This is a genomic window from Microbulbifer sp. NBRC 101763 (assembly GCF_040371615.1).
Taxonomy (GTDB): Bacteria; Pseudomonadota; Gammaproteobacteria; order Pseudomonadales; family Cellvibrionaceae; genus Microbulbifer; species Microbulbifer variabilis.
The window spans coordinates 332,786-354,902 of the sequence record NZ_BAABQV010000006.1; the positions used below are offsets into that span (position 1 = coordinate 332,786).

The following is a 22,117-nucleotide window of genomic DNA, read 5'->3' on the forward strand; positions in this document are numbered from 1 at the left end:
TAGGCTGAAGTCAGTTTGCGCCTAGTGATTGAGAGTGCGCTTATTCTATTGGCAAGAAGATATCCGTAATCATTTCACTCTCTTTCACCTCTGGAAAGAATTTCACCCTCTCCAGAAAAATCGGGAAGTTTCGCAGTGTGAAACCAGACACTTCCAGCCAGTCTGAATATAGATAGCTTACGGTGATACCTATTGTGTCATCACTGCCGGTATGCCTGATAACCGCACACTTACCAGCGGGAATAGTCTTGCTCTTGATGCCATGGTTATCATTCTTCACTGAATATGGTACTGAACAACAGACATCATACTGGTACTCACCCGGTTCGGTTGTTGCCGGATCATTATAGAGAAGATTGAATGTCCTGCTTGTAGCCGGTGTTAGCCCCTGTGATTTCCTCCACTCAATAAATTTTCTAATGGTTGTGCTAAGTAGATTTGGTGGCCCCTTGTGCTCCAAGGCCGCTACCAAAGTTTCGGGAAAGTCTATGATGGTCACTTGGATTTTGTCCTGGCTTCTCATTATCTGTGTTCTCAATGTCAGAATAGGCTGGTAGTGGGAAAGCCAATGGTCCCAGTTTGGCGACAGCCGGAACTTTGATGGGCTCTGACCAAAGTGCTTTTTGAATGCCCGAGAGAAAGCTTCATGGCTGTCATAGCCATTTTCCAAAGCTATATCCAGAATCCTTCTGTCTGTGCGATAAGCCAGCTGGTAAGCGCTACGCTTAAGCCTTAGCAGCCTGACAACGGCCATTAAGGGCATGCCAAAATATGCTGAGCATTGGCGATGAAAGTGATACCTGGATAACTGGGTGAGCCCGCATAGCTGGTCGATATCCAGCTCGGTATCAAGGTTGGCTTCGATATAAGCTAGTACTTGCAGAAATTGTTCCCGATAACTGGACATACTTGCCTTCCTCCCCTTTGGTAATGGAATACTATAACGACAGGGTTACTAAGGCTTGATCAATCTTGCTGAGTAGAGTTGAGGGTTGGTTTGTCTAACTTGAATGGGGGTAAATGGGAAAGTGGTGGGGGCTTAGCCCCCATTTGAGTACTAGCGGATGCCAGTTAGCAGGGGGTGGATGATCGCTTAAAGGTGTTGACCATCATTTTTGCCTCTTTGAGGCTACTGAGATAACCCTTGAGGGAATTTACTCCGGCTTTAACCCCGAGTGAGCTCAACTTCATAACCAGTGAGAGGGCGAGCTCTGATTTGAGATAGGGCGTGAATGCCAGGAATGCCTTGAAGATAGAACAATGTATTCTGTTTAGCAGGTTCTGTATTTCTTTGTTGCTGGTAGAGATCTTTTCAGCCTTTTTTTCGAAAGCCTTCAGCTCATCCAGGTACTCCACAAATAAACGGAAGTTGAATACAACGGTTCTATGCTCCTTGTACTCCGCAATGATAGTACTCAGGGCATCGTTGATTTTTCTGAGGGCGATATAATCTGTTCTGGAGAGACTCTCATAGGAGTTAGAGAGATACGTAATGGTATCTCTCCGCAACTGACAAAACTCGAACAAGTGCTGGTCGTGTTTTCTCATTTCCCAAAGCCGATATATCTGGATTGAAATGAAGAAAAGAGCAAGGGCTAACAATATGTAGAGCACTACTCAAACTCCTTTTCATTAATTGGCTTTCTCGGTGCCACTTTTCTGGTGGGCGGGGAATAGGAGAAGGCATTATCCATCAGCTTCAGGAACCTGTCTCGATACTCCCTATTATCTGCCGCTAGTCGATCAATTTCAACTTGACGATCTTTCAGTCGCCCGCTGTACATCCAGAAAAGTAAATAATGTGCAAAGATGAAAAATACGACAAACAGACCATTTTTCAGCCCCATTTCTTGGATAAAGTGGAGTATATCTTTGAGGGTGTCGGTCATGTAGTCCCTTAAAGCCAATTTTACAGATTCATGCGCATTTTTAACTATTGAGACTATTGAATCAACTTGATACGAACCCCTGTTGCCGATAATGGGGACTCGTGTGCAAATTACTGGGATATGGGAGAGCCGGGGGAGCTACGTCTCGGCCCTCTGTTATTGAGCTGGGTATGGTAAAAAGCGGGGACCTGGGTATTACTGTACTTCTGCCGGGCGTGACTTCGCTGGCTCTTTGTTATCCTCAGCCTTACTCTTTTCGGGATTTTTTATTACGCCTTTCTGGAGCATTAATGTGTTCGGATAGGTGATCAACTCTTCCCCTCTCCTGATTAATACATGGAAGAGCGTGATTTCCTCAATAATCCCGGAAATGTCGTCGTCCTTATCCATTACCTGGATTTTGTCACCCACACGATAAGGAAAACCGAAGAAAATAATCAGGCTGGCGGTGATATTGCTCAGAATTGACCACTGGGCAAAGAGCGCCACGCCAATTACAGCAAATACCGAAGAGAGGAAGATGGAAACCTGGGTATATTCAAATCCCAAAGCACTGATCAGCAGTGCCAAGTGAAATCCCAGTAGCGCAATGCCCACAGTTTTGGAGATGTATTTCAGGCGGTAGGGTTTCACTGCCTTGGCGCCGCCTAACTTTTTGATGGCGGAAGAGCTCAATCTCATGCAGATAAAATAAGAAGCCACAATCAGTGCAGCGACCAATAAATTCATATTTGTGTCTCTCTCTTTGTGCTGGGGCAGGCTTATCGAGGGGTTCCAGTGGGCAATTGATCGAGTAATAAGAGGCCCTAGTATCTGGGTTTTGCCTATGGGGCCGGATCATAGTGCCAGAGTGTCACGCTGCCAAGCGGCTTGAGGGTAACTGGTGGGCTGGCCTTTGGTGTCAGACTCCACCTCTTCTTGACCACCATTGGATGTTAGTGAGCACTTCCCGGCCCTGTGGTCACTTAATTCTCTTGCCGGTGTCACTTTTCAGCCTCTAAACTGTATTTATATACAGTATTGGTGTTCCCTAATGAAACTGACCCCTTTATACAGCCATGGTGTTGCAGCAGGCTTCCCCTCTCCCGCGGATGACCACAGGGAGGATTCACTAAGCCTCGACCAACACCTTATTACCCGGCCCGCTGCCACTTTTATGGCGCGTGCCAATGGGGACTCCATGCAGGGCCTGGGAATCTTTGACCGGGATCTCCTGATAGTAGACCGCTCACTGGAGCCGGCTCAGGGGGATGTTGTGGTAGTTGCCCTGGATGGACAGCTCGCCTGCAAGGTCCTGGACCGCTACCGGGGGCGCCTGCTCTCCGCCAATGATCGCTACCCTCCGATACCTATCAGGGAGGGGCAGGAACTCGTTGTGGAAGGGGTGGTAAAGGCATCTATTCGCTACCATCGATCTTGCTGAATGCTGGCATTGGTGGATTGCAACAGTTGCTACGCCAGCTGTGAACAGATTTTTCGGCCGGACCTGCGGGGTAGGCCAGTGGTGGTGTTATCAAATAACGATGGCTTTGTGGTAGCGCGTTCCAAAGAGGCCAAATTGCTGGGTATCGGTGATTTGGAACCTTTCTTCAAGATTGAACATTTGCTGCGGCATCATGATGTTGCCATTTTTTCCAGTAACTACCCTCTCTATGGTGATATCTCTCACAGAGTCATGACAACCCTGCGGGACTTTAGCCCAGAGGTGGAGGTGTACAGTATTGATGAGATGTTCCTCAATCTGCAGGGCCTGCGGGAGGACTGGGTCGAGTACGGGCAGGGAATACGTCGAACCCTGTGGCGGGATGTACGCATGCCGGTGGGAGTTGGAATTGCCCCCAGTAAAACCCTGGCCAAGTTGGCGAACAGAGCGGCGAAGAAGATTCCCAAATGCGATGGGGTCTGTGTCTTGGATGGCCCGCAACGTTGGCAATGGCTGCAGAGACACATACCAGTTGACAAGGTGTGGGGAGTTGGTCGGCGCTTGGCCCAACGGTTAGGGGAATTTGGCATTGTAACTGCCTATGACCTGGGGCAGGCCAACCCCAAAATTTTACGCAGGCGTACCAATATTAATATTGAGCGAACTATCGAGGAGTTGAATGGCTCTCCCTGTTTCAGCCTGGAAGAGCAGCCCGCGCCCAAGAAGCAGATTTATTGCACCCGCTCATTTGGGGAAAAGCTCACCGAGCTGCCGCCCCTGTTACAGGCTATTACACTCTATGCGAGTCGGGCGGCAGAGAAATTGCGTGCGCAGGAATACCTGGTAACAGCGATTCACCTGTTTCTGCATACATCCCCGCATGAGCCCAACTATTACAGCCGCAGCACCGTAGTGCGATGTCCTTACCCTACGGATGACACCCGCTTAATTGCCAGTTTGGCGAAGGGGGCCATAAGGGAACTCTATCGTCCGGGACACCGTTTTATGAAAGCTGGGGTGGGGCTGGTTGAGTTGGTACCCAAGACTTTGGGGCAGGGTGATCTATTCGCCATCGGGCAGCCGGCCCGTGCTGGTATGATGATGCAGACACTGGACCGGGTTAATCAGCGCTTTGGCAGTGGCACTTTGTTTTTAGGTGCTGAGGGGGTGCAAAAGCAGTGGAAGATGCGGCAGGCCTATCGCTCACCGGCCTACACAACGCGTTTCGAAGCTCTGCCGGTAGTTAATATTTAAAGGGCAGGCAGCAGCATTAAGGTCTGTATTTGCGGTATGTATATCGGGTGTTCCATTCATATTGCAGTTCTTGATTGCTGTGGGGGTAGTATTTAGTGGGGCGTTACAGTGAAAACAGAAGGCGGGTCTGAGGACCTTATGGTTTGCCAATTGTTTGGCAGAAATCATGTTGGGCAAGTTAATGCGGTGATAAAGTTTGCACTAACCCTATTGTTGGAAAAGCCCGAGGGAAAGCTTCCAATTCCATTAGTACAAAATAATAACGCTTTCATGATTAAGGTTGACAGCGAGTAGAAGACAGCAGCAGGTAGAATTAACGCTAAGCTCGTGCCGCTATTTCAATCTTTAGTTTAACCCTGCCTTTAGCGTCTGGAAGAACGATAGCAGAAAGGTATTACGAGACCGGTGCACTAATTTTGCTGTTCCAAATGCTTAATAATTCTCTCTAAAGCCGGGCGATTTTCTTCAATTAGCTGGTCGGCATAGGCTCTCAGGTGCCCTTTGGAGCCGGCGTCAAAGATGCCTACAAAAGGTTCTGCAATATCTATATCCAGAAAATCATATTCGATGCGCCCCTTGGATGAGAGAGACTTGGCAATTTCCAGTGTAAAAACCTGCTGGTGATCCATGGACAATTGAATATTAGAGAAGGCATCTCTCAGCCAGCGTAAACGCCCCCAGTTTTTTATTTGGTCATAACTGATTTTCGCCCCCGCAAGAGGTGGATTGCCAGCACCCAGGATCAGTAAATAGTAATTTTTCCCGGGGAATTCGTTAATGATATCCAACAAAATCAGGCTGGTTGGGTTGTTGATAGCCATACCCGCATCGGCGAAAAAACGGTGTTTTGTCTCCCCATCCGGAGCCCTGAAAATTACTGGTGGGAAGGCCGTCTCTGCACTGACAGAAGCTGTAACCAATTGGTAAGTGGTATTGGTTGGTAGGTCGGTGACAGAAGTTCCTCGGTTTTTAAAAAGGTGGATTTTTCCACTGTGTACATCCAGGGCGGGAATAATGACGTAGTTTTTTAAATCAGTAAATGGAAGGTGTTTTGAGTAGTGCTTCGCCAAGGTCTCGTGTAAACGGTCCCCGAGAAAAGAAGGGGAAAAAAGTCCTCCTGCAGTGAGTATCTTATGATACCACGGAGAGGAAAATACATAATCGGTATCCTCCCGATAGACCTTTATCATGTATTCAGTGGCTGACAGGTCTCCGCCACGGTATTCAAGGAGAGATTTAAATGGAACATTAACCCCGGTGGCAATTGCCGCTCCGGTAGAAACCCCGCTAAAAACATCGAATAGCTCACTAACAGGTTTACCAAGGCGGGACTCCAAGTACTGGATTATATAAAGTGGAATGAGGCCGCGAACTCCGCCACCTTCAATAATGAGAATATTGATAGTGTCTTTTTTTTCGATATCTGCCGTGCTTTTTATGAACTCTTCAGTCACGGAGGTTCTTTCAAATATAGCCGTCTGAGTGAATCGGGTATTGTAGATATATGCAATCGTGATATAGAGGGCGACTAAAATTAACAGACTGATGAGTACTTTTTTGGCCATGATTTTTTCATTGCAGCTAAGGATAAAAGCTCCAGCCGTGGAGGTTGCAATTCAGAGTCATTTCATCGGGTTCCTGCCAGTGCTTAAATAGTATTCTCGAGTAGTGACGCTAAACAATGATAGATGATAAATATAAGCCAGCTGTGCGGTAGCAGTTAAGTATTTTATGTGGAGTGAGGAGGTTATTCTTTACGCTAAAAAAGTGGATAGTGATAATGTGGGTATTGGTAAGAATGGCGCTAAATAGCCGGGGAGCGGTAGTTTGTAAGAGGTTAGAGAGAGCAAAGAAAAGGGGAAAGCGGACTTTCCCCACTATAACAAACGAAGAGGATTCAGTCTTTAGCGTAGACACATGGGGTTGGCGGATTCAAACTGATTTCCCAGCCAACGATTACTTCCGGTGCAGTTTGGATCAAACAGATCAATCAGGTCAAATTGCTGATTGCCAGATAAAATGTTGCCAAGAATCTGGTAGTTGGAGCTATTTGGGTCAGTCAGGACGATACCACCATAGTTGGGGGAGGCATTAGAGCCGTTGTTTGTTACGAAGTTCGTGCTAATTTTACCACCATTCCCGCCGCTGATATTAATACCAATCTGGCCATTACCGGTCACAGTATTTTGGGTAACTGTGGCAAAGTTACCATTGATGATTACTCCGGTTTGACCATTATTTTCAAAGGTATTTTGCGCAACAATGATATGATCTCCGTCCAGCTCTAAACCGTCTTCACTAAACCCCGCCACATAACTAAATGTCAGCGTATTGCGCAGGCCAAGTATTTCAACGCCTTCGTCACCATCGCCTAAGATGGTGCACCCGGAGACTATATTGTCATTTCCCAACACCTCTACACCATCTGAAACAGTGGAACCGGCGACTCCGGTAATGGAAGTGTCAAGCAAAATATTACCGTCGCTAAATAATAGGACTCCATTCCTAATAACATCTGTCATCGTCATATTGCTGATCTGATGGAAGCCATCGCCCATGGCTACGACGCCATTGAGGCAATTATTAAGTGTGCCATTGCTGACTCTTGCAGCGGTACCTTGTAATTCGACAGCTGTAAACTCTGTGGCGGCGGGATCTAGTGTGGAGCAGTTAATTGCGAACCCATTCATATTAAGAATGCCGGCAGGGCCCTGCACGGTAAGTGCAACTGGAGTTGCCTGGCTGAGCTCGCAATTTAGATTACCTGTTAATGTAGTTGGCGAAGTTATAGTGTCGCCACAGCTAACCGCGAATACGTGGAGGGAAAATAGCGATCCAGCAATGAGTACCGCGACACTTTTTATGGCGTTTCCTAAGTTGAAGCCATAACCTTTCATCTGGAACTCCTTTCCAAAAGGGCAAGTGATTTAAATATTTAAAGCATAGCCATTAGTGATCTATTTGCGTGAGTAACCGTATATTGACCTTTGACAATGTGTATGAAGTTTGGGTTATTTGGAATAGTTATATTAGCGGAAGGTATTTTATCTATTGTCGATCGACCAAAATGCTTTTGCCTCTGGGGGCAAAGTATCCAGTACTCGATCGAAGACTGTTTCATCAACATGTTTTCTCAATGCCCAGGCAACGTCCTTGATTGCGTTGTCGGTAGAAAAGTTATGATCCGGGCGAAGGTTCCTGACTTCCTGTGTCATAGTTTGTAAATCTTCAAATGGCTTTTGCTTTTCTGTGACATCCCATTGTTCAACAAAAAGGGCTCGCAGGCATGGGGGGAGTGCTTGGGAGAACCTGATGGCATCCTCCAGGGAAAGGCGGCGACGGAACACCTGAAAGACACCCTGGGTCATTGTGAAAGTAACATGAGTGCTCCATAAGTTGGCTTGATTTCGTGCATCGATAAGATATTCATAAAATTTATCTCGGGAGCGCTGATATTCTGCAGGAACAGGCAAATTCTTATACCCAGAAGTATGAATCGTTAACTTAATATGAGGGTTGTACCGGGAAAAGGAATTGAATCCCTTTTCCCGGTAAGAATCAAGCGGTGACGCCGTTAATTCAAGCAGCCTGGATTGGCGCTTCCAAACCGATTTCCTTCCCAAATGTTGGTTCCGGTGCAGTCTGGATCAAAGAGGTCAGACAAGTCATATGGCTCATTGTCAAAAACAATATTCCCAATGATTTGATTTCCGGCTGCTGCCTCATCAGTAACCACAATTCCACCAAACCCCTCTGAGAGATTAGAGCCATTTTCGATTACGGTATTCTGGGTAATCCTGCTACCCACAGTGTTATCAATCTCAATTCCGATTTCGGCATTAGACCTAACAACATTTTGCCCGACTGTGGCGAAATCGCCATTTACCCTGATGCCATTTTCAAGGTTGTGTTCGATAACATTTTGGGCGATATTGGAATAGTCCCCAATTATTTCAATACCCTCTTCATTAAATCCAGAGATATGGCAGAAGGTAACACTATTGTAGTTTCCACCTACTTCTATACCCTCATCTCCACTACCGCTAATCATGCAGTTATTAATATTATTGTTACTTCCCGCTATCATAATGCCATCTGCATTGGTGGAGCCTGCAAGCCCTGTAAGCATTACATTTGTCACAGTATTGGTTCCGCTGGCTAAGCGAATACCATCCCGGTCAAAATCAATAATTTCAATGTTGGAAATAGAGTGAGTTCCGTGGTCTTCAGCAGAAATCCCATTCTCGCAGCCGGAGATCTTTCCTCCTGATACACTAGCACTTGCCCCCTTCAGAACTATGCCAAAAGACTGCATCTCAAATGGAATCTGAATCGAACAGGAAATTTCAGCATCTTCTAATGTAAGGCTGCCGAAGGGCCCAATTACAGTTAAGGCTACAGGGTTCTCTGCAGTTAGCTCGCAGTTGAGGTCCTGTGTGAGAACTCTTGGTTTTATAATGGTGGCGCCGCACTCTACTGCAAATACTTGTGATGAGCTAAATGATGCTAAGAGAATTAATGAAAAAGTTAGAATTTCTCTCGGCAGGTTAAGTATGTTGATCTTCATGTTGAGTTCCCTTTCAGATGGTTATGATTTTCCGGATGTCACTATAAAAGAGGATCGCCTGATACGTGCTTTGGTAGGTTAGACTTTTTTGGAAGAGTTAATGGTGAGGTTATATCAGAAATGTAGATGGGGCTTTTAAAAGCAGTAGTTTAGATTGGTGTTAAGCCAAGAATATTAATGGTGGATATTACTTCGTCGCTCGGGAGCGGAAGCGCTGGACATTTAACAAGCAAGAAATAAAAAAGGCCTACGCAAGTAGCGTAAGCCTTTTCAATATGGCGCGCTCGGGAGGATTCGAACCTCCGACCGCCTGGTTCGTAGCCAGGTACTCTATCCAGCTGAGCTACGAGCGCGTCGAGGAGGCGCACAATATAGATAGGCAAAGATAGAGTCAAGCATTTTCTTCATTCTAGATGCATATTTTGACATTTAGTGACCTGGAGGCCTGTTTATGCGGTCTTCTTTGGAAACTGTAAGGAGCTTATCTAAGAAGGGTAGGCAGGAAGCCCCCCTGTAGGGCTTCCTGAAGCTCATGCGAGACTTGCCAGGTTGTTTGGTGATTACTGATTGATCGTACCGCTATTGTTTGCTCCCAGCTGGGTCACGTTAGCAAGTTGTGAGACACCATTTTGATTGGCTGTAAGGCTGTTCAGGCTACCGCTTTGCAGGGAGGTTAAAGTATGGCTCATACCACCCTGATTAGATACAACAGAATTTTCCATACCACTCTGGGTGGTCCATGAGCGAATTAGCGAACCTGCCTGAAAAATATTTTGCGTATTTAGCATACCTTGCTGGTTAATATTTAATTGACTAAAGGAGCTACCGAATTGATTAGCCTGTACTGAATTCTGCTCGCCAATCTGGTCAACAGTAGCAAAATTGTTGCTGCCTCCACCTTGGCCAAGGCTTATCATATTCCCTGTGCCAAATTGCGTGGAGCTGGCAAAGTCAGAAGTGCTTAGACTGTGAGATATTCCACTCTCATTTTGATCCCCGATTTGTAAAATCAGTACGGTACCAAAGGAGCTTTGAATCTGTATCGATACCCCGTTATTGTTGCTGCCGTCCTGGGTCATACTCATAAAGTTATTAGTACTGTCTATTTGGGTGAGCGCTGTATTGTTGGAGTCACCCTGCTGCAAAGAAATGGCTGTATCATTAGATGAATTAATTTGGGTGGCGCTTGTGCCATTATTGGCCCCGAAGAGTGTTTGTGACACCGTAGTTCCGGTGGTATTAATCTGAAAATTTGACAGTATGTTTCCATCGCCACTCTGCAAAATAGTCATATTGGAGGATACGGCATTCTCCTGTTCCAAATTGAGAGAGCTATTTCCGCTGCCTATTTGTGTGTGACTGATAGTGCTATTTAAAGTGGTTCCAAATTGAGTTGCGTCTGAGAAATTATTACTACCATTTTGTATTTGTGAAATGGTGCTGCTGTGAGTACTGAGGTCAGCTTGATCAGCCATGGCCATGTTGCCTGTACCGATCTGTTCAACAATAGACGTATTGTTGTCTGCTAACACATGGGCACTGGCAATAACAAGTGCAAATGCTGTGACTAAAAGCTGTGGATTCATAAGGCGATCCTTTGGGTGTAAGTGGCAACAGTAATTTGACAGGTATCAGCAGGGCGCGTGTTTGGCTAGTAATTTGGGCAGGTGAAGGACTCTGTGTGAGGATAATTTCAGAACTGAGGCTGGGTGTTTCGGGACTTCTCACCAAGCAGGTTGGGCGCCGGCACGAATAGACTGCAAATAGCCGTAATCCACGATTACTCTGACAATTATCTCACGGGAGGCCTATGCTTATCCCGGCGCAGCCATCCTTATCGCAACTTCCTGATGAGGTCAATCGGTGCATTGAAAGTGTTGTAGATTTTGAGCCGGTTTACTATGGGAGTTAAGTAGGAAAATAGTAGGAATAAAGTATAGGGTTTTTTATCACGTATATCATAGGAATAACAGACAGTTAACTTGGCGGGGGCGTTCTTTGCAAGAGCACCCCCGCTCTTAGAGACAAGAAGTAACTAGCAAGTATTGATACTGCTACTGGTTTACAGTGCCGGTGTTACTACTGCCAAGCTGTGTAATGTTGGCAGTCTGGGAGGCTCCGTTTTGGAAGGTGGTTGCTGTATTAAGCGTGCCACTTTGAAACGTGGTTGCGATATGCCCATCTCCAAAAGGTTGATGGAATGAATCGTTTTGTTGACCGAACTGTGTTGTCAGTGACTGAATAAAGGATCCTGCACCATTGGAGAATGCGACATTCAGCGTACCATTCTGGGTCATCTCTGTATTGCTAAATTCACCAAAGGCTTGTCCTGCTTGAGCGTCATTTTGTGATCCACTTTGTACAACGCTGATGGTGCTATTATCGATAAAATTCTGTGCCCCTCCACCCGAGTTGTCATTTCCGGATTGGTTTATGGTGACAAGGTTTGATGTGGTACCCCCTTGGCCTGCACTGGCTGTATTTTGCGATCCATTTTGCCAGATATTTACAGTATTAAGAGACCCACTAGTTTGAATTGATGAAGCTATATGAGTGTTTCCGAGCTGGGTTACGCCAACATTGTCAAATGAGCTTAGCGGTTGAATAGTAGTGGATATATGTGAACTACCATCCTGCACAACGTTTGAGGAAGCCTGATCGGTTACCTGTTGAACTTGGTTAGATCTATTACCTGTCCCTTGTTGAATCAAGCCCATGCTTGAGTTTAAGGTTTGAAATTGCACGGCAAAAACCTCGTTGGTATTCCCACTTTGTAGCAGCTGCATTGCCGAGTTAATAGCGCTTTCCTGTTCTAGGGTGGTAGAGAAATTATTATCGCCAATTTGGGTATGAACAATAGTGCTGTTGAGAGTAGTGTTAAATTGTGCCGCATCGGAGAAGTTGTTGTCTCCGTTTTGCGTTTGCACCATTGTATTGCCTTCACTGGTAGGGTCGGATTGATCACCTATGGCAATATTTCCTGTGCCGTTCTGGTTCACTACCCGGGTGTTGTTGTTTGCCAGTATTGATGTACTGGCGATGGCGAATACGATAGCAGTGGCTAAAAGCTGCGGTCTCATTGGCTACTCCCTTACTTACAGTGGATTATGCAACGTGTGATTGATACCAGAGAGACGTATACACTTCGGGTGGGAGTTTTGGGGGAAGTAAAGGGTTAGACGTGAGTACAGCAAAAAGAGTTATGGCTGAATACTACGGAGGAGACCTCCAAACAGGCAGGGAGTCGGCACTACTGATGGACTGCAAATATCGCCGGGCCCGGTTTTCACTCTGTCAATTATCTCACGGGAAACCCATGGGTAACCCCGTTGCAGCCATCCTTATCGCGACATCCTGATGAGGTCAATCGGTGCAGGGAAAGTGTTGTTGATATGGGGCAAGGTTGCCATGGGAGGTAAGTGCCAAATCACTAGGACAAAAGTTTACGTTATATGCAGCTTGGGAGAGGGCGTCGGCGAGGGCTCTTAAGGGCAGATAACAAAAAAGCCCGAACCTTTCGGTGCGGGCTTTCGTGTATGGCGCGCTCGGGAGGATTCGAACCTCCGACCGCCTGGCTGTGCATAGTTCTTTTGCGGCTATGGCGATACCGAGTGGGTGATACTGGCTGTGGTGTTCAGTATTGAAGTGGGCGTATTGCCGGTGCGAAAGCCCGAATTATAGAGCCATGGCTTACATCTACAGAAATTCCCCCCTAACTTATTGATTTAATTGTGGGTAAAATGTGTTCAAGAGTGGGAGGTCGAACCAGACGACTTGAGCTAATGGCTCACTATCTCTGGTTACTATTTAGACAATAGTTTGTAACCTGCTGTAAATAAAAGCTTTTTTGCGGAGCTTGGAGGCTCCCTCCTAGAAATAGTGGCCAAATAGATAGTGAGCCACTGGCTCATTAATAAACTGTTATGTTTCACAAGAATGAATATCGAGAAATTACATAATATAGTCGCTTGCTTCTGCTTACTTATGATTCCTGTAGGTTTCTATATTGGTGGAGAGAGTGGCACAGATGATGGGGCAGAGTTTATATTTCGCTTGGCGGGCATATATCTTCCGTTCTACTGTATTAAATGCATCAAGCTCGGCCGAGAGAATTTCCTCACCATTAACTGGAGCTCTGATGTAGTAACCAAAGACGGTGAGCCTTTTCTATTTTGGCTTGCTATGTTTATGCTGTTCTCATTATCAGGTGTATTTTTGCTACATTAGTATGAAAAAACATAACAAAGCCAAGCACGATCTGCCAGCAGAGCTGGTTGGACCTACATTCCGCAGCTTCGCTGCTACATTTCGGCCCGTGTTGGCGGCGTTATGAGCACTAGCATGGCAAGACGAATAAAACTTTCAGCGCTAATGACACTACTCGCAATAGTGTTGAGTGGTTGCCCTCGAATCGCAGAGATAGATATCTATAACAATACTGGTGTATCAATATCTTTAAATAGCGGGGGAAGTATCACTCATATTTCCCCTGGCGAAGTAAAAGTTATTGTATTTACCTCAAGCAGTTTGGTTGTCAGTTCCGAAATCGGAGAATGGAAATACGGCCGAAATTTGATTACGTATGGGGGCGAAGATGGTGAATACTTCAACGGCACTGTATATTTGCAAATCAATAAAAGTGGCCAAGTCTTTGCTACTAGAGAAAAAGATAAAAGGCCACAATCTGAATTTGAAGCACAGCCAGAGGGTTTCCCAATTGCACCAAGCTCATAACAAGCAAAGGCAGCATCGCCCTGCGGGCTGGACGCGCTGACGCGCGCCGCTGCTTTGAGCGTTACATGTCTATGAAGTTATTGCTATTTATTATTTTTCTAGCTTTTACGCAGATAGCGCTTGGTTCTGTAAGGTGTCCAGATCCCATTCATGGAAGTAAAGAAACTCTACATTCATGGGAGTTATATGGAGGCCTTGGCCATAAGTTCTATGCCGTAAGCCAATACAAGGGCTTTAAAATAAAGGAAGTGGTTATTTTCCTTGATGCAGGCAATAAAAATCCTGGTGCTTCGATCCCGATGAAATTCACTGTTCAAGGAGGGAAGGCTGAAGGAGAGTTTGATATCTCTGGAAACTGGGAAAGGGTTGAAATTGTTGCTTATTATGGGGAAGGAATCTGTGATCCCAAAATTGCAGTCAGTGTCAGTATGTAACAAGCCGCAGCAATCGCTCCCGTTGGTCGCTGGGACAGCCAAAACGCTACGCTTATTTGTCTGCCCCTGTACGGGGCGTTATGTGTCGCGTGAAGTATGAGTAAACCGCCAAAAGAAATCGATGGTGCTCAGGTTCTGGAATGGGCTTGGTCAGGTGACAAGCCATTTGGCGAGCTTCGTTACGAGTCTGGGGAAATTGCGTCCGAAATATTTGGGCTAGCAATTTGCCAGTACGATGAATCTGATGTTATTTACCGATTCAGCTGCGATTCCAGCTGGGAAAAAGAACAAGATTCAGATTACGGTTCTATTGCTGAGGCAAAAGAAAATCTTCCTGAGCAGTATAAGAAAATCGAAGCGCACTGGCAAAAGTATGAGTAAACACATAACAAGTTGCGTAAGTGGGACAAAATGCTGCGCATTTCACCCCTTCGCAAAGCGTTATGCAAAAGGTTAGATCAGGCATCCAAATAAAATGAATGTTACGTTACCTCAAGAATACATAGAGTTTTTAAAGTCATCTGATCAGCTGTGGGGTGAGACGGATTATGAACTTGGTGAGTATTTTGAGTTGGAGCCACTAGATACAATTGAGAAAATGAATAAGGACATAGGCATAGTTCAAGCAGCTCCAGGATTCATTGCCTTTGCATGTGATGGTGGTGGTGAGGTTTTTGTTTTCGATGAGTCTGGCCAAATATTTATATTGCCGCTAATTGGTATGGAGCCGGGAGCCGCTGTTAAACTTGCCTCATCGTGGTCTGAATTTGAAACACATATTGCGCAAAGTGCATAACAAACGCATGCATTTGACCTCCGCTGCGCTGCGGCAAATGATGCGGGCGTTAAGGCATATGCAGACGGGAAGAAATACGAAATGAGAACTCTTGCTGCAGCCTTGGTGCTATCCGTTGTTTTGAATTTGTACTTGATTAATTGGTTTGTTGATAAAAGTTATACGATAGAGGCGGTACCTAAATTGAGTGCCGATGTCCGCATCCTAGGGAAGTTTATTAGCCAAAACAGCACCAAGGAATCAGTAGCCGCTATATTAGAAAGTGATCTACCTGACATCAATTTTGAAGATTCAAAGTCTATGGATAAAAATTACGAGACACAGATCCGGCTTCAAAATCAGATAGTGTTCTATTTTGATGAAAATGAACAGCTTGTTGCCGTAGACCACTGGGGAGCTAAGTTATCTCCGTTATGGCAGAAAAAGCCTTAACAATTGCATGTTGTCGGACTGGTTTTCTGCTGCGCTCCAACCAGCCGCAAATATGGGCGTTAACCCTATCCACGCATTGAGCTATTTTCATGGAAGCAGAGATACTAGATCGACCACCATTATCAGGAGATTTTGAAGAGCATAATTTCTCAAAGTCTGGAAATACTGTGTGGGTTAAATTCTTCGATGAAGAGTATCTAGAATGGGTTGGGGTTTTCAGTCAATCAGGCTGGAGTTCCTTTAATACCGTTCTTCGGGTTCCAGGAGAGAAATTGTTTCTTGTTGTTGCAGGTGGGCAAGGCTACTTTGTCGATCCCAATTCTAGAGAGATTGTTTCAGCCACAGAATGGGATGGTATTGATAATATTATCTACAACGAAGAAACTGGATTCTTGGTAGCTACAGACGGCCTTTGTCTCACCTTGTTCAAAGGGTCTAATCTACATTGGTCCGGTGAGCGAGTATCGGCTGATGGTATTAGCTTTACCGGGCAGTCTGGCCCGATTGTAAAAGGGGTTCTTAACGACCTTACTGACGAAGGCTGTGAATTCACTTTTAATGCAAGTACCTGCGAGTTCAAAGCGGCGTGGATACTAGCAGACAATTGGGGTTAACAAGCAAAGGCAGCCGACGCATAAATGCGCGGCTGCTTTGAGCGTTACAAGCCCTAGCAAGGAATATACAATTGATTTGGGTGGCTCTATTTGCAGGAACCATTATGTGGCTAATTCAGAACTATAAAGATAGTAGTGAGCCGGTAATGGCTTTTTGGATTTACCTTGTTAGTACATTGGTTTTCGGATCAATCATGCTCTTCATCGCTGTAAAAACTAATCATTCCCCGTACGTGGTATTCTCAACTTATTTAGACGGAGGGAGCGGCAAGCTATTCTTATGCTTCTGGGCATTTCTAGCTGCAGCCATATCTCAATTTATTTCAAACTTGCGTAGATCACTGTAGTGCCTTGTAACAAAGCTATCTACACGCCCAACGTTGTTGGGCTGGACAAACTTTCCTGCGATCGAATTTGTGCTGGACGCTTACGCTAGCACAAATCAATCACCAAAAAATTTGCCGTATATAGCGGCGTTAGCAATCAATAGTCGATACTGGGTTAATGGGGAGAGATTTAAATGTTGTTAGAAATCGGAATAGGCGATGCTTATGGAGCAGGGTTTGAATTTTCCCCTAGAGAAAAAGTTGAAGCATACAATAACTTATCTCAGTACTGTGAGCATGAACTAGGGATTGCTCCTGGTTGCTATACAGATGATACTCAAATGTCGCTCGCGATAGCAGAATTGATTATTAGCGACGAAGCTTGGACAAAAGAGAATTTGGCTAATAAGTTCGTTGAATGCTTCAAGCGTGATGAGCGCTTAGGATATTCAAAAGGTTTTTACTCATTTTTGCACTCAATTAGTAGTGGTGAAGAATTTCTTAGAAAAATGAAACCACAAAGCACTAGAAATGGTGCGGCTATGAGATCAGCACCGTTGGGGTATGTCGACAATATTACTAAACTGTTAGAAATGGCTGAGCTGCAAGCGTCACTCACTCACGATACAGAAATTGGCCGTAAATCTTCGCAGGCGGTCGCTTTGGCATCACACTACGCCGTTTATAACTTGGGAGCAAAGGAAAATTTGACGGAGTTTGTGTCACAACATACCAAATATAATTGGCGAGAAAATTGGTCTGCTCCAGTGGCGTGCTGTGCTGAGGAAACGGTCCATGCGCTACTAACGGTTTTGAGAACCTCCGAATCTCTTAAAGACGTTCTTGTAAATAGCGTTGCTTTCAGCGGGGATGTTGATACGGTTGCTGCCGTTGGCTTGGGTATTGCGAGCCGTAGTAAAGAGTATTGTACTGGATTGCCGAGTTTCTTGATCGAGGAGCTGGAAAGTGGGAAGTATGGGAAAGTGTACCTCGAGGAAATAGGTCGCCAGCTAAGTGAATTCGGGGATGCTAACAAAGCTATGAACGAAGACGCCAAAAAGAAGCGAAGCTATTAGGCATCGGCGACCTTGAGCCATTCTTTAAGATTGAGCACTTGTTGCGCGTGCATAGGGTGGCGATCTTCTCTAGTAATTATCCGTTGTATGGCGATATCTCCCACCGGGTAATGACAACCCTACGAGAGTTTAGCCCCAATGTGGAGGTATACAGCATTGATGAAATGTTTATGGACCTTCACGGGCTGCATGAGGAGTGGCTGGATTATGGCCGCAAGATCCGCTGCACACTCTGGCGGGATATCCGTATGCCTGTGGGTGTGGGTATTGCGCCCAGTAAAACCCTGGCCAAGCTAGCTAACCGTGCAGCAAAGAAGATCCCTAAATGTGAAGGCGTCTGCGCACTTGATACGCCAGGGAAGTGGCAGTGGATGCAGCGCCGTACCGCCGTCAATGATGTCTGGGGCATAGGCCGACGCCTCACCAGGCGCCTGGCCGATTTTGGCATACAGACAGCCCATGACCTGGCGCAGGCCAACCCGAAAATATTGCGCCGTCATATCAATGTGAACATTGAGCGAACGATAGAGGAGTTGAATGGGGTTCCCTGCCTTGGCTTGGAGGAAGAGCCCCCAGCTAAGAAACAGATCTATTGCACCCGCTCCTTTGGTGAAAAACTCACAGACTTACAGCCGATACTGCAGGCTGCCAGCTTATATGCGAGCAGGGCAGCGGAGAAACTGCGAGCGCAAAAATCGCTCGTAAAGTCGATTCATGTATTTCTGCATATCTCGCCCCATGAGCCCAACCACTACAGTCGCAGCACCGTTGTGCAGACTCCATACCCCACCGATGATACGCGAATAATCGTGCGGCTGGTGAGAGAAGCCATTGCCGATTTATACCGCCCCGGCTGCCGCTTTATGAAAGCAGGAGTGGGGCTTGCCGAGATTATCCCGCGTGCGCTAGGGCAGGGTGATTTATTCACTCCAGGGCAATCGATCAAAGCAGGGGTGACCATGCAGGCGATGGATCGGATCAATAAAAAGTATGGTCGTGGGACTTTATTTTTAGGGGCCGAGGGCATCCAGAAGAAGTGGAAGATGCGACAGGCTTTTACATCGCCTGCCTATACCACTCGGTGGGGGGATTTGCCGAGAGTGGTGACTTGATTTAACTGAGGTTGTTGTCCCTTATTTTTGGGGGGCATAGCTTGACTTGTGGGGGCCGTTAAGGCTTCGGTTGTAAGTCGGAAGGGGCTGTCTAAATGTACAGTTTTTGAGTGATTATCCTATTTAATTTGCACCACAATTTGCGCCACAACAAAAAAAGGCTTACGCCGTGAGACGTAAGCCTTTGATTTGTATGGCGCGCTCGGGAGGATTCGAACCTCCGACCGCCTGGTTCGTAGCCAGGTACTCTATCCAGCTGAGCTACGAGCGCGTTACGGGTGCGGATAGTATAGAGGGTGTTCGCCGAAGTCAACTACTTTTTTACAGAAAAGTCGTTATAAATCATTGCCTTACCTTCTATAAGCCCGGTATCCGAGGGATGTTGGAGGCTGGGCGGGAGATAGCGGCCACAACTTCAAGGAAATGAGTCTGGCTCAGAAGGGTCGGTCGGATCATGTCAATACCGGTATTTCTGCATAGAGGGTGGATTCAGTGGTGGGGTGTTGTGCTAGGCCGGGAGGCGTGTCCTCAGTTCAGACAAAGCTGAAGCCAGCTGGATAGCTATGGTAACCATCAAAGTCCCCTTTACTGAGTGCAACACCATGGGCGCGTGCGGTCCCATAGACCAGGCTGATATGGAATAGGAGGTTTGGCAGTATGTATTGGTAGATAAACTCAATTTGGGGCAGCTGCACTTCAATAAAACCGGCTTTGTCAGTGATTATCCTGCTGGCATCAAGTTGCGTTACTTTGGGTAAGGTATCCAGGTACTCCAGTGTTCTCTGGATAGTATCTTGAATATCCTCTTTTATAACCCCTTTCTTATCGAATGAAACAACTTTCCGGCCAACCAATGGGCAGTATCCGCGCAAAGCAAAATTGGCTGCAATTTTTGCATTGTCTCCCATGGAAAACATATCCGGGGAAAGCTGCTTGCCGAACAATGATTGTGGAATTTTATTAGTAATTAAAAGTAACTGGGAGAGGTGATGACAAAGAAGGCTTTTAATGGGTGGTTGCATAGAAATCTGTCTGTTAATTGGTCGGGAAGTAGTTCACGCTCAGTAAATGCGTAACTGGCACCGATGCCAAAAAAATCCATTTTCGTTATCTGAATAAGATACTGATGGGTTTTCACCAGTGATAGGCATTTCACCGCTAAACCATTTAGTATCGATGCAAAACTATATCCCAGCTCCAGATATAAAGATTTTTCTTCATCGCTTTTACTACATTAAATACTGAGCCAAAGTCTCCCAGTCAAAGCGCCGCGGTTTGCCGTCACTAAACAGTATTTCAATTCGCTGGTCTTCCCATTTCAGCACCCGTCCATGGCCGAGTTTGCGGTGGCGTAGGCCCTCGCCGGGTTCCGGTTTGCGTATGGGCGCACGTGGAGCGCTGATATTGGGGTTGTAATCACAGGCTTCCAGGTAGTGGAGGGCCTGGCGGGAGACAGGGATATCAGTATCTATCTGTTCAGGGCGTTGACGCAGTGAATCCGCCATCAACTTGCTCAGGGGAAGTTGCATTTCACTGATAAACAGTGAAGGCTGGGAGGCTTCGGGGTCTTTTTTATTGGCAGCCTCTGTCGGTGCCAGCAGAAATAGTTTTGACTTTGCCCGGGTTATGGCGACATACATCAGGCGGCGCTCACTCTCCAGGGAGGCGGGGGTGCTGAAATCCCGTTGGGGCTGGTAGGGCATATTGTGCTGGGTGAGAGTGGGAATAATTACCTGATCCCACTCCAGTCCCTTGGCCTGATGCATGGTTGTTATCTGGATGGCATCTGCCTCAGTTTGCTCTCCTTCGCGGTGTTGTCGCTGCAGCTCCTGAAGGTGGGCAAGGGCTTCTATGGGCGGCTGTTTGAGTGTGTCCAAATATTGGCAGAAGGCGAGGATGGTTTGCTGCCGCTCTTCTCCCTGCTGGCGGGTGAAGGCGTCGTCAGCAATTCCGCTGAGGAGTTCCAGTTCGCCGATATGCCTTCGCAGCAGCTCACCGGCATGGCCGCGCCAGTTTTCAATTTGGGTTAGCAGATCTGCGCGCTGGCGCAGGCGTTTGGTTTGTGGCTTGCTCAGGTCTTCCGGCAGCAGGTGAACCAGCTGCTTGCCCCAGCCCTTATCCAGAGCGGCGAGGGAGGAGCAAATGGGCTCCAGTACTTTGCGAGGAATACGCACATGGGGCGCAGTTAGCCACTCGTAAAGCCCCTGTTGACGCCGTTTGACGGGCAGCTCGGCAAATCGGCCTGAGGCAATATTCAAACTCCAAAAAAGTGGCCTTAATTCGCGGCGTGATAGCACCGTATTGCGGCTGGCAGATTTGTACGGAATATTGTTGGCCAACAATGCCAGTTCAATGGGAGCCGCAATAGACCAGAGGCGAACTAGCACGGCGATATCATTGAGTGGCTGCCCATGCTTTTGGCAGCGGCGCAAATGCTCTACCAGCCAGCGGCCTTCTTTATCGGTTCTTACCAGTTCGATTTCTGTATGCCGGTCTTCATCGGCGGAAACACAGAATATATCGGCGCGGTCGCGATTATTTTCGATAAAGTGATTGGCCGCCAGGGATAGCTGGTGGCCGTAACGGAAGGTGCGGCTCAGGTGATAAATATTTGAGGGCGGAAAATCGCCATCAAAAAATGTGAGCAGGAAATCTGGCTTGGAGCCGCGCCATTCATAAATAGTCTGGTCCGGGTCGCCAATGGCAATTACGTTGCCGGACTTTCCGTAGAGTACGCGCAATAAAAAGTGCTGTATTTCGTTGATATCCTGGTACTCATCCACCAGGATATCTTCGTAATAGCTACCGTATTGTTCGGCCATCTGCTCATCGAGGCTGAGCAGCATGGCGGGATCGTAAATCAGGTCGGCGTAAGTAACAGCATTTTGGCTACGGCGCCAGGTCTCGAAGGTACGAAACACCTGCAGGAAATACATGTACTCATCGCCGAGTTTCAGCTCCTGAAATGCGCTGAGGTCCCCGGATAGAATGGTCTTGGTGTAGTCAATAAAAAATTCTGCAGCTTCGATCTCCGATTGCTTACGCGCACGGATTTCCTCCAGCTCGTGGGTGGGGGCACATTCCTCAATCGCCTTCCAGATCTGCAGTTGAACAGTGGATTGGGGGAGAGGGGTGAGATTGGCCGCAGCAATATGATCATTGGCGATCATGCGTTGGTATAAGCGGTAGCCCATACTATGGAAAGTGTGTACCGAGGGAATAGGTCCATCCGCAAGGTGCCGCATACGGCGATCGAAATCTTCCCGCGCACTACGGTTATACATCAATACCAGCAGTCGCTCAGGAGAAATACCGGCATCCAGACGGTTTTTCACATAGTGCAGCAGGGCAGTGGTTTTGCCAGAGCCGGCAACGGCAATAATTTTGGCATGACCACCGGCGTGATCTGCAATTGCCTGTTGCTCAGTGGTGAGAGTATTGCCGCCCATCGTGTGCTTCG

22 protein-coding genes and 2 tRNA genes are annotated in these 22,117 nt (G+C 46.8%); 10 read left to right on the forward strand and 14 right to left on the reverse strand.

All coding sequences use genetic code 11. The annotated features are described in order from the left end of the window. Positions 1–40: 40 nt before the first annotated feature. The 4 genes from ABWV76_RS16745 to ABWV76_RS16760 all read right to left on the reverse strand — a co-directional run bounded on the left by ABWV76_RS16745 (position 41) and on the right by ABWV76_RS16760 (position 2,618). Positions 41–907, reverse strand: a complete 867-nt coding sequence (locus ABWV76_RS16745) for an AraC family transcriptional regulator (protein ID WP_282953050.1) — start codon at positions 905–907, stop codon at positions 41–43. 164 nt (positions 908–1,071) lie between these two features. Beyond that, positions 1,072–1,614, reverse strand: a complete 543-nt coding sequence (locus ABWV76_RS16750) for a hypothetical protein (RefSeq protein ID WP_020413276.1) — start codon at positions 1,612–1,614, stop codon at positions 1,072–1,074. Beyond that, a complete protein-coding gene (locus ABWV76_RS16755; RefSeq protein WP_020413275.1) occupies positions 1,614–1,889 on the reverse strand; it encodes a hypothetical protein in 276 nt (91 codons plus the stop codon). The genes ABWV76_RS16750 and ABWV76_RS16755 overlap by 1 nt, the downstream gene beginning before the upstream one ends. 195 nt (positions 1,890–2,084) lie before the next feature. After that, a complete protein-coding gene (locus ABWV76_RS16760) occupies positions 2,085–2,618 on the reverse strand; it encodes a mechanosensitive ion channel domain-containing protein (protein WP_020413274.1) in 534 nt (177 codons plus the stop codon). A gap of 304 nt (positions 2,619–2,922) precedes the next feature. On the opposite strand from ABWV76_RS16760, the gene ABWV76_RS16765 reads away from it, so the two are divergent. Then, positions 2,923–3,312 carry a LexA family protein gene (locus ABWV76_RS16765; protein ID WP_353376669.1) on the forward strand — a complete coding sequence of 130 codons (390 nt, stop codon included), beginning with the start codon at positions 2,923–2,925 and terminating at the stop codon, positions 3,310–3,312. Further along, on the forward strand, positions 3,313–4,566 hold the full coding sequence (locus ABWV76_RS16770; RefSeq protein WP_353376670.1) for a Y-family DNA polymerase: 1,254 nt from the start codon (positions 3,313–3,315) through the stop codon (positions 4,564–4,566). Positions 4,567–4,976: 410 nt separating this feature from the next. Here ABWV76_RS16770 and ABWV76_RS16775 read toward each other — a convergent pair whose 3' ends face one another. The 7 genes from ABWV76_RS16775 to ABWV76_RS16805 all read right to left on the reverse strand — a co-directional run bounded on the left by ABWV76_RS16775 (position 4,977) and on the right by ABWV76_RS16805 (position 12,213). Further along, the gene (locus ABWV76_RS16775; RefSeq protein WP_020413271.1) at positions 4,977–6,131 is read right to left on the reverse strand and encodes a patatin-like phospholipase family protein; all 1,155 of its coding nucleotides are present in this window, start codon (positions 6,129–6,131) and stop codon (positions 4,977–4,979) included. 339 nt (positions 6,132–6,470) lie between these two features. Beyond that, entirely contained in the window at positions 6,471–7,463 is a 993-nt protein-coding gene (locus tag ABWV76_RS16780; protein ID WP_353376671.1) for a right-handed parallel beta-helix repeat-containing protein, read from the reverse strand. Positions 7,464–7,610: 147 nt separating this feature from the next. Continuing rightward, positions 7,611–8,039 (reverse strand): DUF2267 domain-containing protein, encoded by a 429-nt coding sequence (locus ABWV76_RS16785; RefSeq protein WP_353376672.1) that lies wholly within the window; start codon positions 8,037–8,039, stop codon positions 7,611–7,613. A gap of 101 nt (positions 8,040–8,140) precedes the next feature. Then, positions 8,141–9,133: a right-handed parallel beta-helix repeat-containing protein gene (locus tag ABWV76_RS16790; protein WP_353376673.1), complete on the reverse strand. Its 993-nt coding sequence runs from the start codon at positions 9,131–9,133 to the stop codon at positions 8,141–8,143. A gap of 276 nt (positions 9,134–9,409) precedes the next feature. After that, positions 9,410–9,486 (reverse strand) — tRNA-Arg (locus ABWV76_RS16795). A 207-nt stretch (positions 9,487–9,693) separates the two neighbouring features. Next, on the reverse strand, positions 9,694–10,719 hold the full coding sequence (locus tag ABWV76_RS16800; protein ID WP_020413267.1) for a serine-rich family protein: 1,026 nt from the start codon (positions 10,717–10,719) through the stop codon (positions 9,694–9,696). 468 nt (positions 10,720–11,187) lie between these two features. Next, entirely contained in the window at positions 11,188–12,213 is a 1,026-nt protein-coding gene (locus ABWV76_RS16805; protein ID WP_353376675.1) for a hypothetical protein, read from the reverse strand. Positions 12,214–13,474: 1,261 nt separating this feature from the next. Between ABWV76_RS16805 and ABWV76_RS16810 the strand changes: the two genes are divergently transcribed. The 8 genes from ABWV76_RS16810 (at position 13,475) to ABWV76_RS16845 (ending at position 18,657) form a co-directional block, all read left to right on the forward strand. Next, on the forward strand, positions 13,475–13,867 hold the full coding sequence (locus tag ABWV76_RS16810; protein WP_353376676.1) for a hypothetical protein: 393 nt from the start codon (positions 13,475–13,477) through the stop codon (positions 13,865–13,867). A 65-nt stretch (positions 13,868–13,932) separates the two neighbouring features. Continuing rightward, positions 13,933–14,301, forward strand: coding sequence for a hypothetical protein (locus ABWV76_RS16815; RefSeq protein ID WP_353376677.1), 369 nt, complete (start codon positions 13,933–13,935; stop codon positions 14,299–14,301). Between the two features lie 96 nt (positions 14,302–14,397). Then, positions 14,398–14,682 carry a hypothetical protein gene (locus tag ABWV76_RS16820; protein ID WP_353376678.1) on the forward strand — a complete coding sequence of 95 codons (285 nt, stop codon included), beginning with the start codon at positions 14,398–14,400 and terminating at the stop codon, positions 14,680–14,682. Between the two features lie 94 nt (positions 14,683–14,776). Continuing rightward, on the forward strand, positions 14,777–15,097 hold the full coding sequence (locus tag ABWV76_RS16825; RefSeq protein WP_353376679.1) for an SMI1/KNR4 family protein: 321 nt from the start codon (positions 14,777–14,779) through the stop codon (positions 15,095–15,097). An 81-nt stretch (positions 15,098–15,178) separates the two neighbouring features. After that, positions 15,179–15,529 carry a hypothetical protein gene (locus ABWV76_RS16830; RefSeq protein WP_353376680.1) on the forward strand — a complete coding sequence of 117 codons (351 nt, stop codon included), beginning with the start codon at positions 15,179–15,181 and terminating at the stop codon, positions 15,527–15,529. An 89-nt stretch (positions 15,530–15,618) separates the two neighbouring features. Continuing rightward, a complete protein-coding gene (locus tag ABWV76_RS16835) occupies positions 15,619–16,143 on the forward strand; it encodes a hypothetical protein (protein ID WP_353376681.1) in 525 nt (174 codons plus the stop codon). Between the two features lie 520 nt (positions 16,144–16,663). Then, positions 16,664–17,545 (forward strand): ADP-ribosylglycohydrolase family protein, encoded by an 882-nt coding sequence (locus tag ABWV76_RS16840; protein WP_353376682.1) that lies wholly within the window; start codon positions 16,664–16,666, stop codon positions 17,543–17,545. A gap of 38 nt (positions 17,546–17,583) precedes the next feature. Next, positions 17,584–18,657 (forward strand): DUF4113 domain-containing protein, encoded by a 1,074-nt coding sequence (locus ABWV76_RS16845; RefSeq protein WP_353376683.1) that lies wholly within the window; start codon positions 17,584–17,586, stop codon positions 18,655–18,657. Between the two features lie 194 nt (positions 18,658–18,851). Here ABWV76_RS16845 and ABWV76_RS16850 read toward each other — a convergent pair. The 3 genes from ABWV76_RS16850 to ABWV76_RS16860 form a co-directional block, all read right to left on the reverse strand. After that, positions 18,852–18,928: transfer RNA gene (locus tag ABWV76_RS16850), tRNA-Arg, on the reverse strand. A gap of 262 nt (positions 18,929–19,190) precedes the next feature. Next, on the reverse strand, positions 19,191–19,679 hold the full coding sequence (locus tag ABWV76_RS16855; RefSeq protein ID WP_353376684.1) for a DUF1993 family protein: 489 nt from the start codon (positions 19,677–19,679) through the stop codon (positions 19,191–19,193). A gap of 207 nt (positions 19,680–19,886) precedes the next feature. Then, positions 19,887–22,106 (reverse strand): ATP-dependent helicase, encoded by a 2,220-nt coding sequence (locus ABWV76_RS16860; protein WP_353376685.1) that lies wholly within the window; start codon positions 22,104–22,106, stop codon positions 19,887–19,889. Positions 22,107–22,117 lie beyond the last annotated feature (11 nt).

Excerpts from the sequence above, each read along its gene's own strand:
- ABWV76_RS16790 (WP_353376673.1), bottom strand. The coding sequence starts at position 9,133 with ATGAAGATCAACATACTTAACCTGCCGAGAGAAATTCTAACTTTTTCA.
- ABWV76_RS16835 (WP_353376681.1), top strand. The coding sequence starts at position 15,619 with ATGGAAGCAGAGATACTAGATCGACCACCATTATCAGGAGATTTTGAA.
- ABWV76_RS16775 (WP_020413271.1), bottom strand. The coding sequence starts at position 6,131 with ATGGCCAAAAAAGTACTCATCAGTCTGTTAATTTTAGTCGCCCTCTAT.
- ABWV76_RS16825 (WP_353376679.1), top strand. The coding sequence starts at position 14,777 with ATGAATGTTACGTTACCTCAAGAATACATAGAGTTTTTAAAGTCATCT.
- ABWV76_RS16745 (WP_282953050.1), bottom strand. The coding sequence starts at position 907 with ATGTCCAGTTATCGGGAACAATTTCTGCAAGTACTAGCTTATATCGAA.
- ABWV76_RS16760 (WP_020413274.1), bottom strand. The coding sequence starts at position 2,618 with ATGAATTTATTGGTCGCTGCACTGATTGTGGCTTCTTATTTTATCTGC.
- ABWV76_RS16765 (WP_353376669.1), top strand. The coding sequence starts at position 2,923 with ATGAAACTGACCCCTTTATACAGCCATGGTGTTGCAGCAGGCTTCCCC.
- ABWV76_RS16815 (WP_353376677.1), top strand. The coding sequence starts at position 13,933 with ATGTCTATGAAGTTATTGCTATTTATTATTTTTCTAGCTTTTACGCAG.
- ABWV76_RS16755 (WP_020413275.1), bottom strand. The coding sequence starts at position 1,889 with ATGACCGACACCCTCAAAGATATACTCCACTTTATCCAAGAAATGGGG.
- ABWV76_RS16840 (WP_353376682.1), top strand. The coding sequence starts at position 16,664 with ATGTTGTTAGAAATCGGAATAGGCGATGCTTATGGAGCAGGGTTTGAA.
- ABWV76_RS16780 (WP_353376671.1), bottom strand. The coding sequence starts at position 7,463 with ATGAAAGGTTATGGCTTCAACTTAGGAAACGCCATAAAAAGTGTCGCG.
- ABWV76_RS16800 (WP_020413267.1), bottom strand. The coding sequence starts at position 10,719 with ATGAATCCACAGCTTTTAGTCACAGCATTTGCACTTGTTATTGCCAGT.
- ABWV76_RS16855 (WP_353376684.1), bottom strand. The coding sequence starts at position 19,679 with ATGCAACCACCCATTAAAAGCCTTCTTTGTCATCACCTCTCCCAGTTA.
- ABWV76_RS16810 (WP_353376676.1), top strand. The coding sequence starts at position 13,475 with ATGGCAAGACGAATAAAACTTTCAGCGCTAATGACACTACTCGCAATA.
- ABWV76_RS16805 (WP_353376675.1), bottom strand. The coding sequence starts at position 12,213 with ATGAGACCGCAGCTTTTAGCCACTGCTATCGTATTCGCCATCGCCAGT.
- ABWV76_RS16820 (WP_353376678.1), top strand. The coding sequence starts at position 14,398 with ATGAGTAAACCGCCAAAAGAAATCGATGGTGCTCAGGTTCTGGAATGG.
- ABWV76_RS16860 (WP_353376685.1), bottom strand. The coding sequence starts at position 22,106 with ATGGGCGGCAATACTCTCACCACTGAGCAACAGGCAATTGCAGATCAC.
- ABWV76_RS16770 (WP_353376670.1), top strand. The coding sequence starts at position 3,313 with ATGCTGGCATTGGTGGATTGCAACAGTTGCTACGCCAGCTGTGAACAG.
- ABWV76_RS16830 (WP_353376680.1), top strand. The coding sequence starts at position 15,179 with ATGAGAACTCTTGCTGCAGCCTTGGTGCTATCCGTTGTTTTGAATTTG.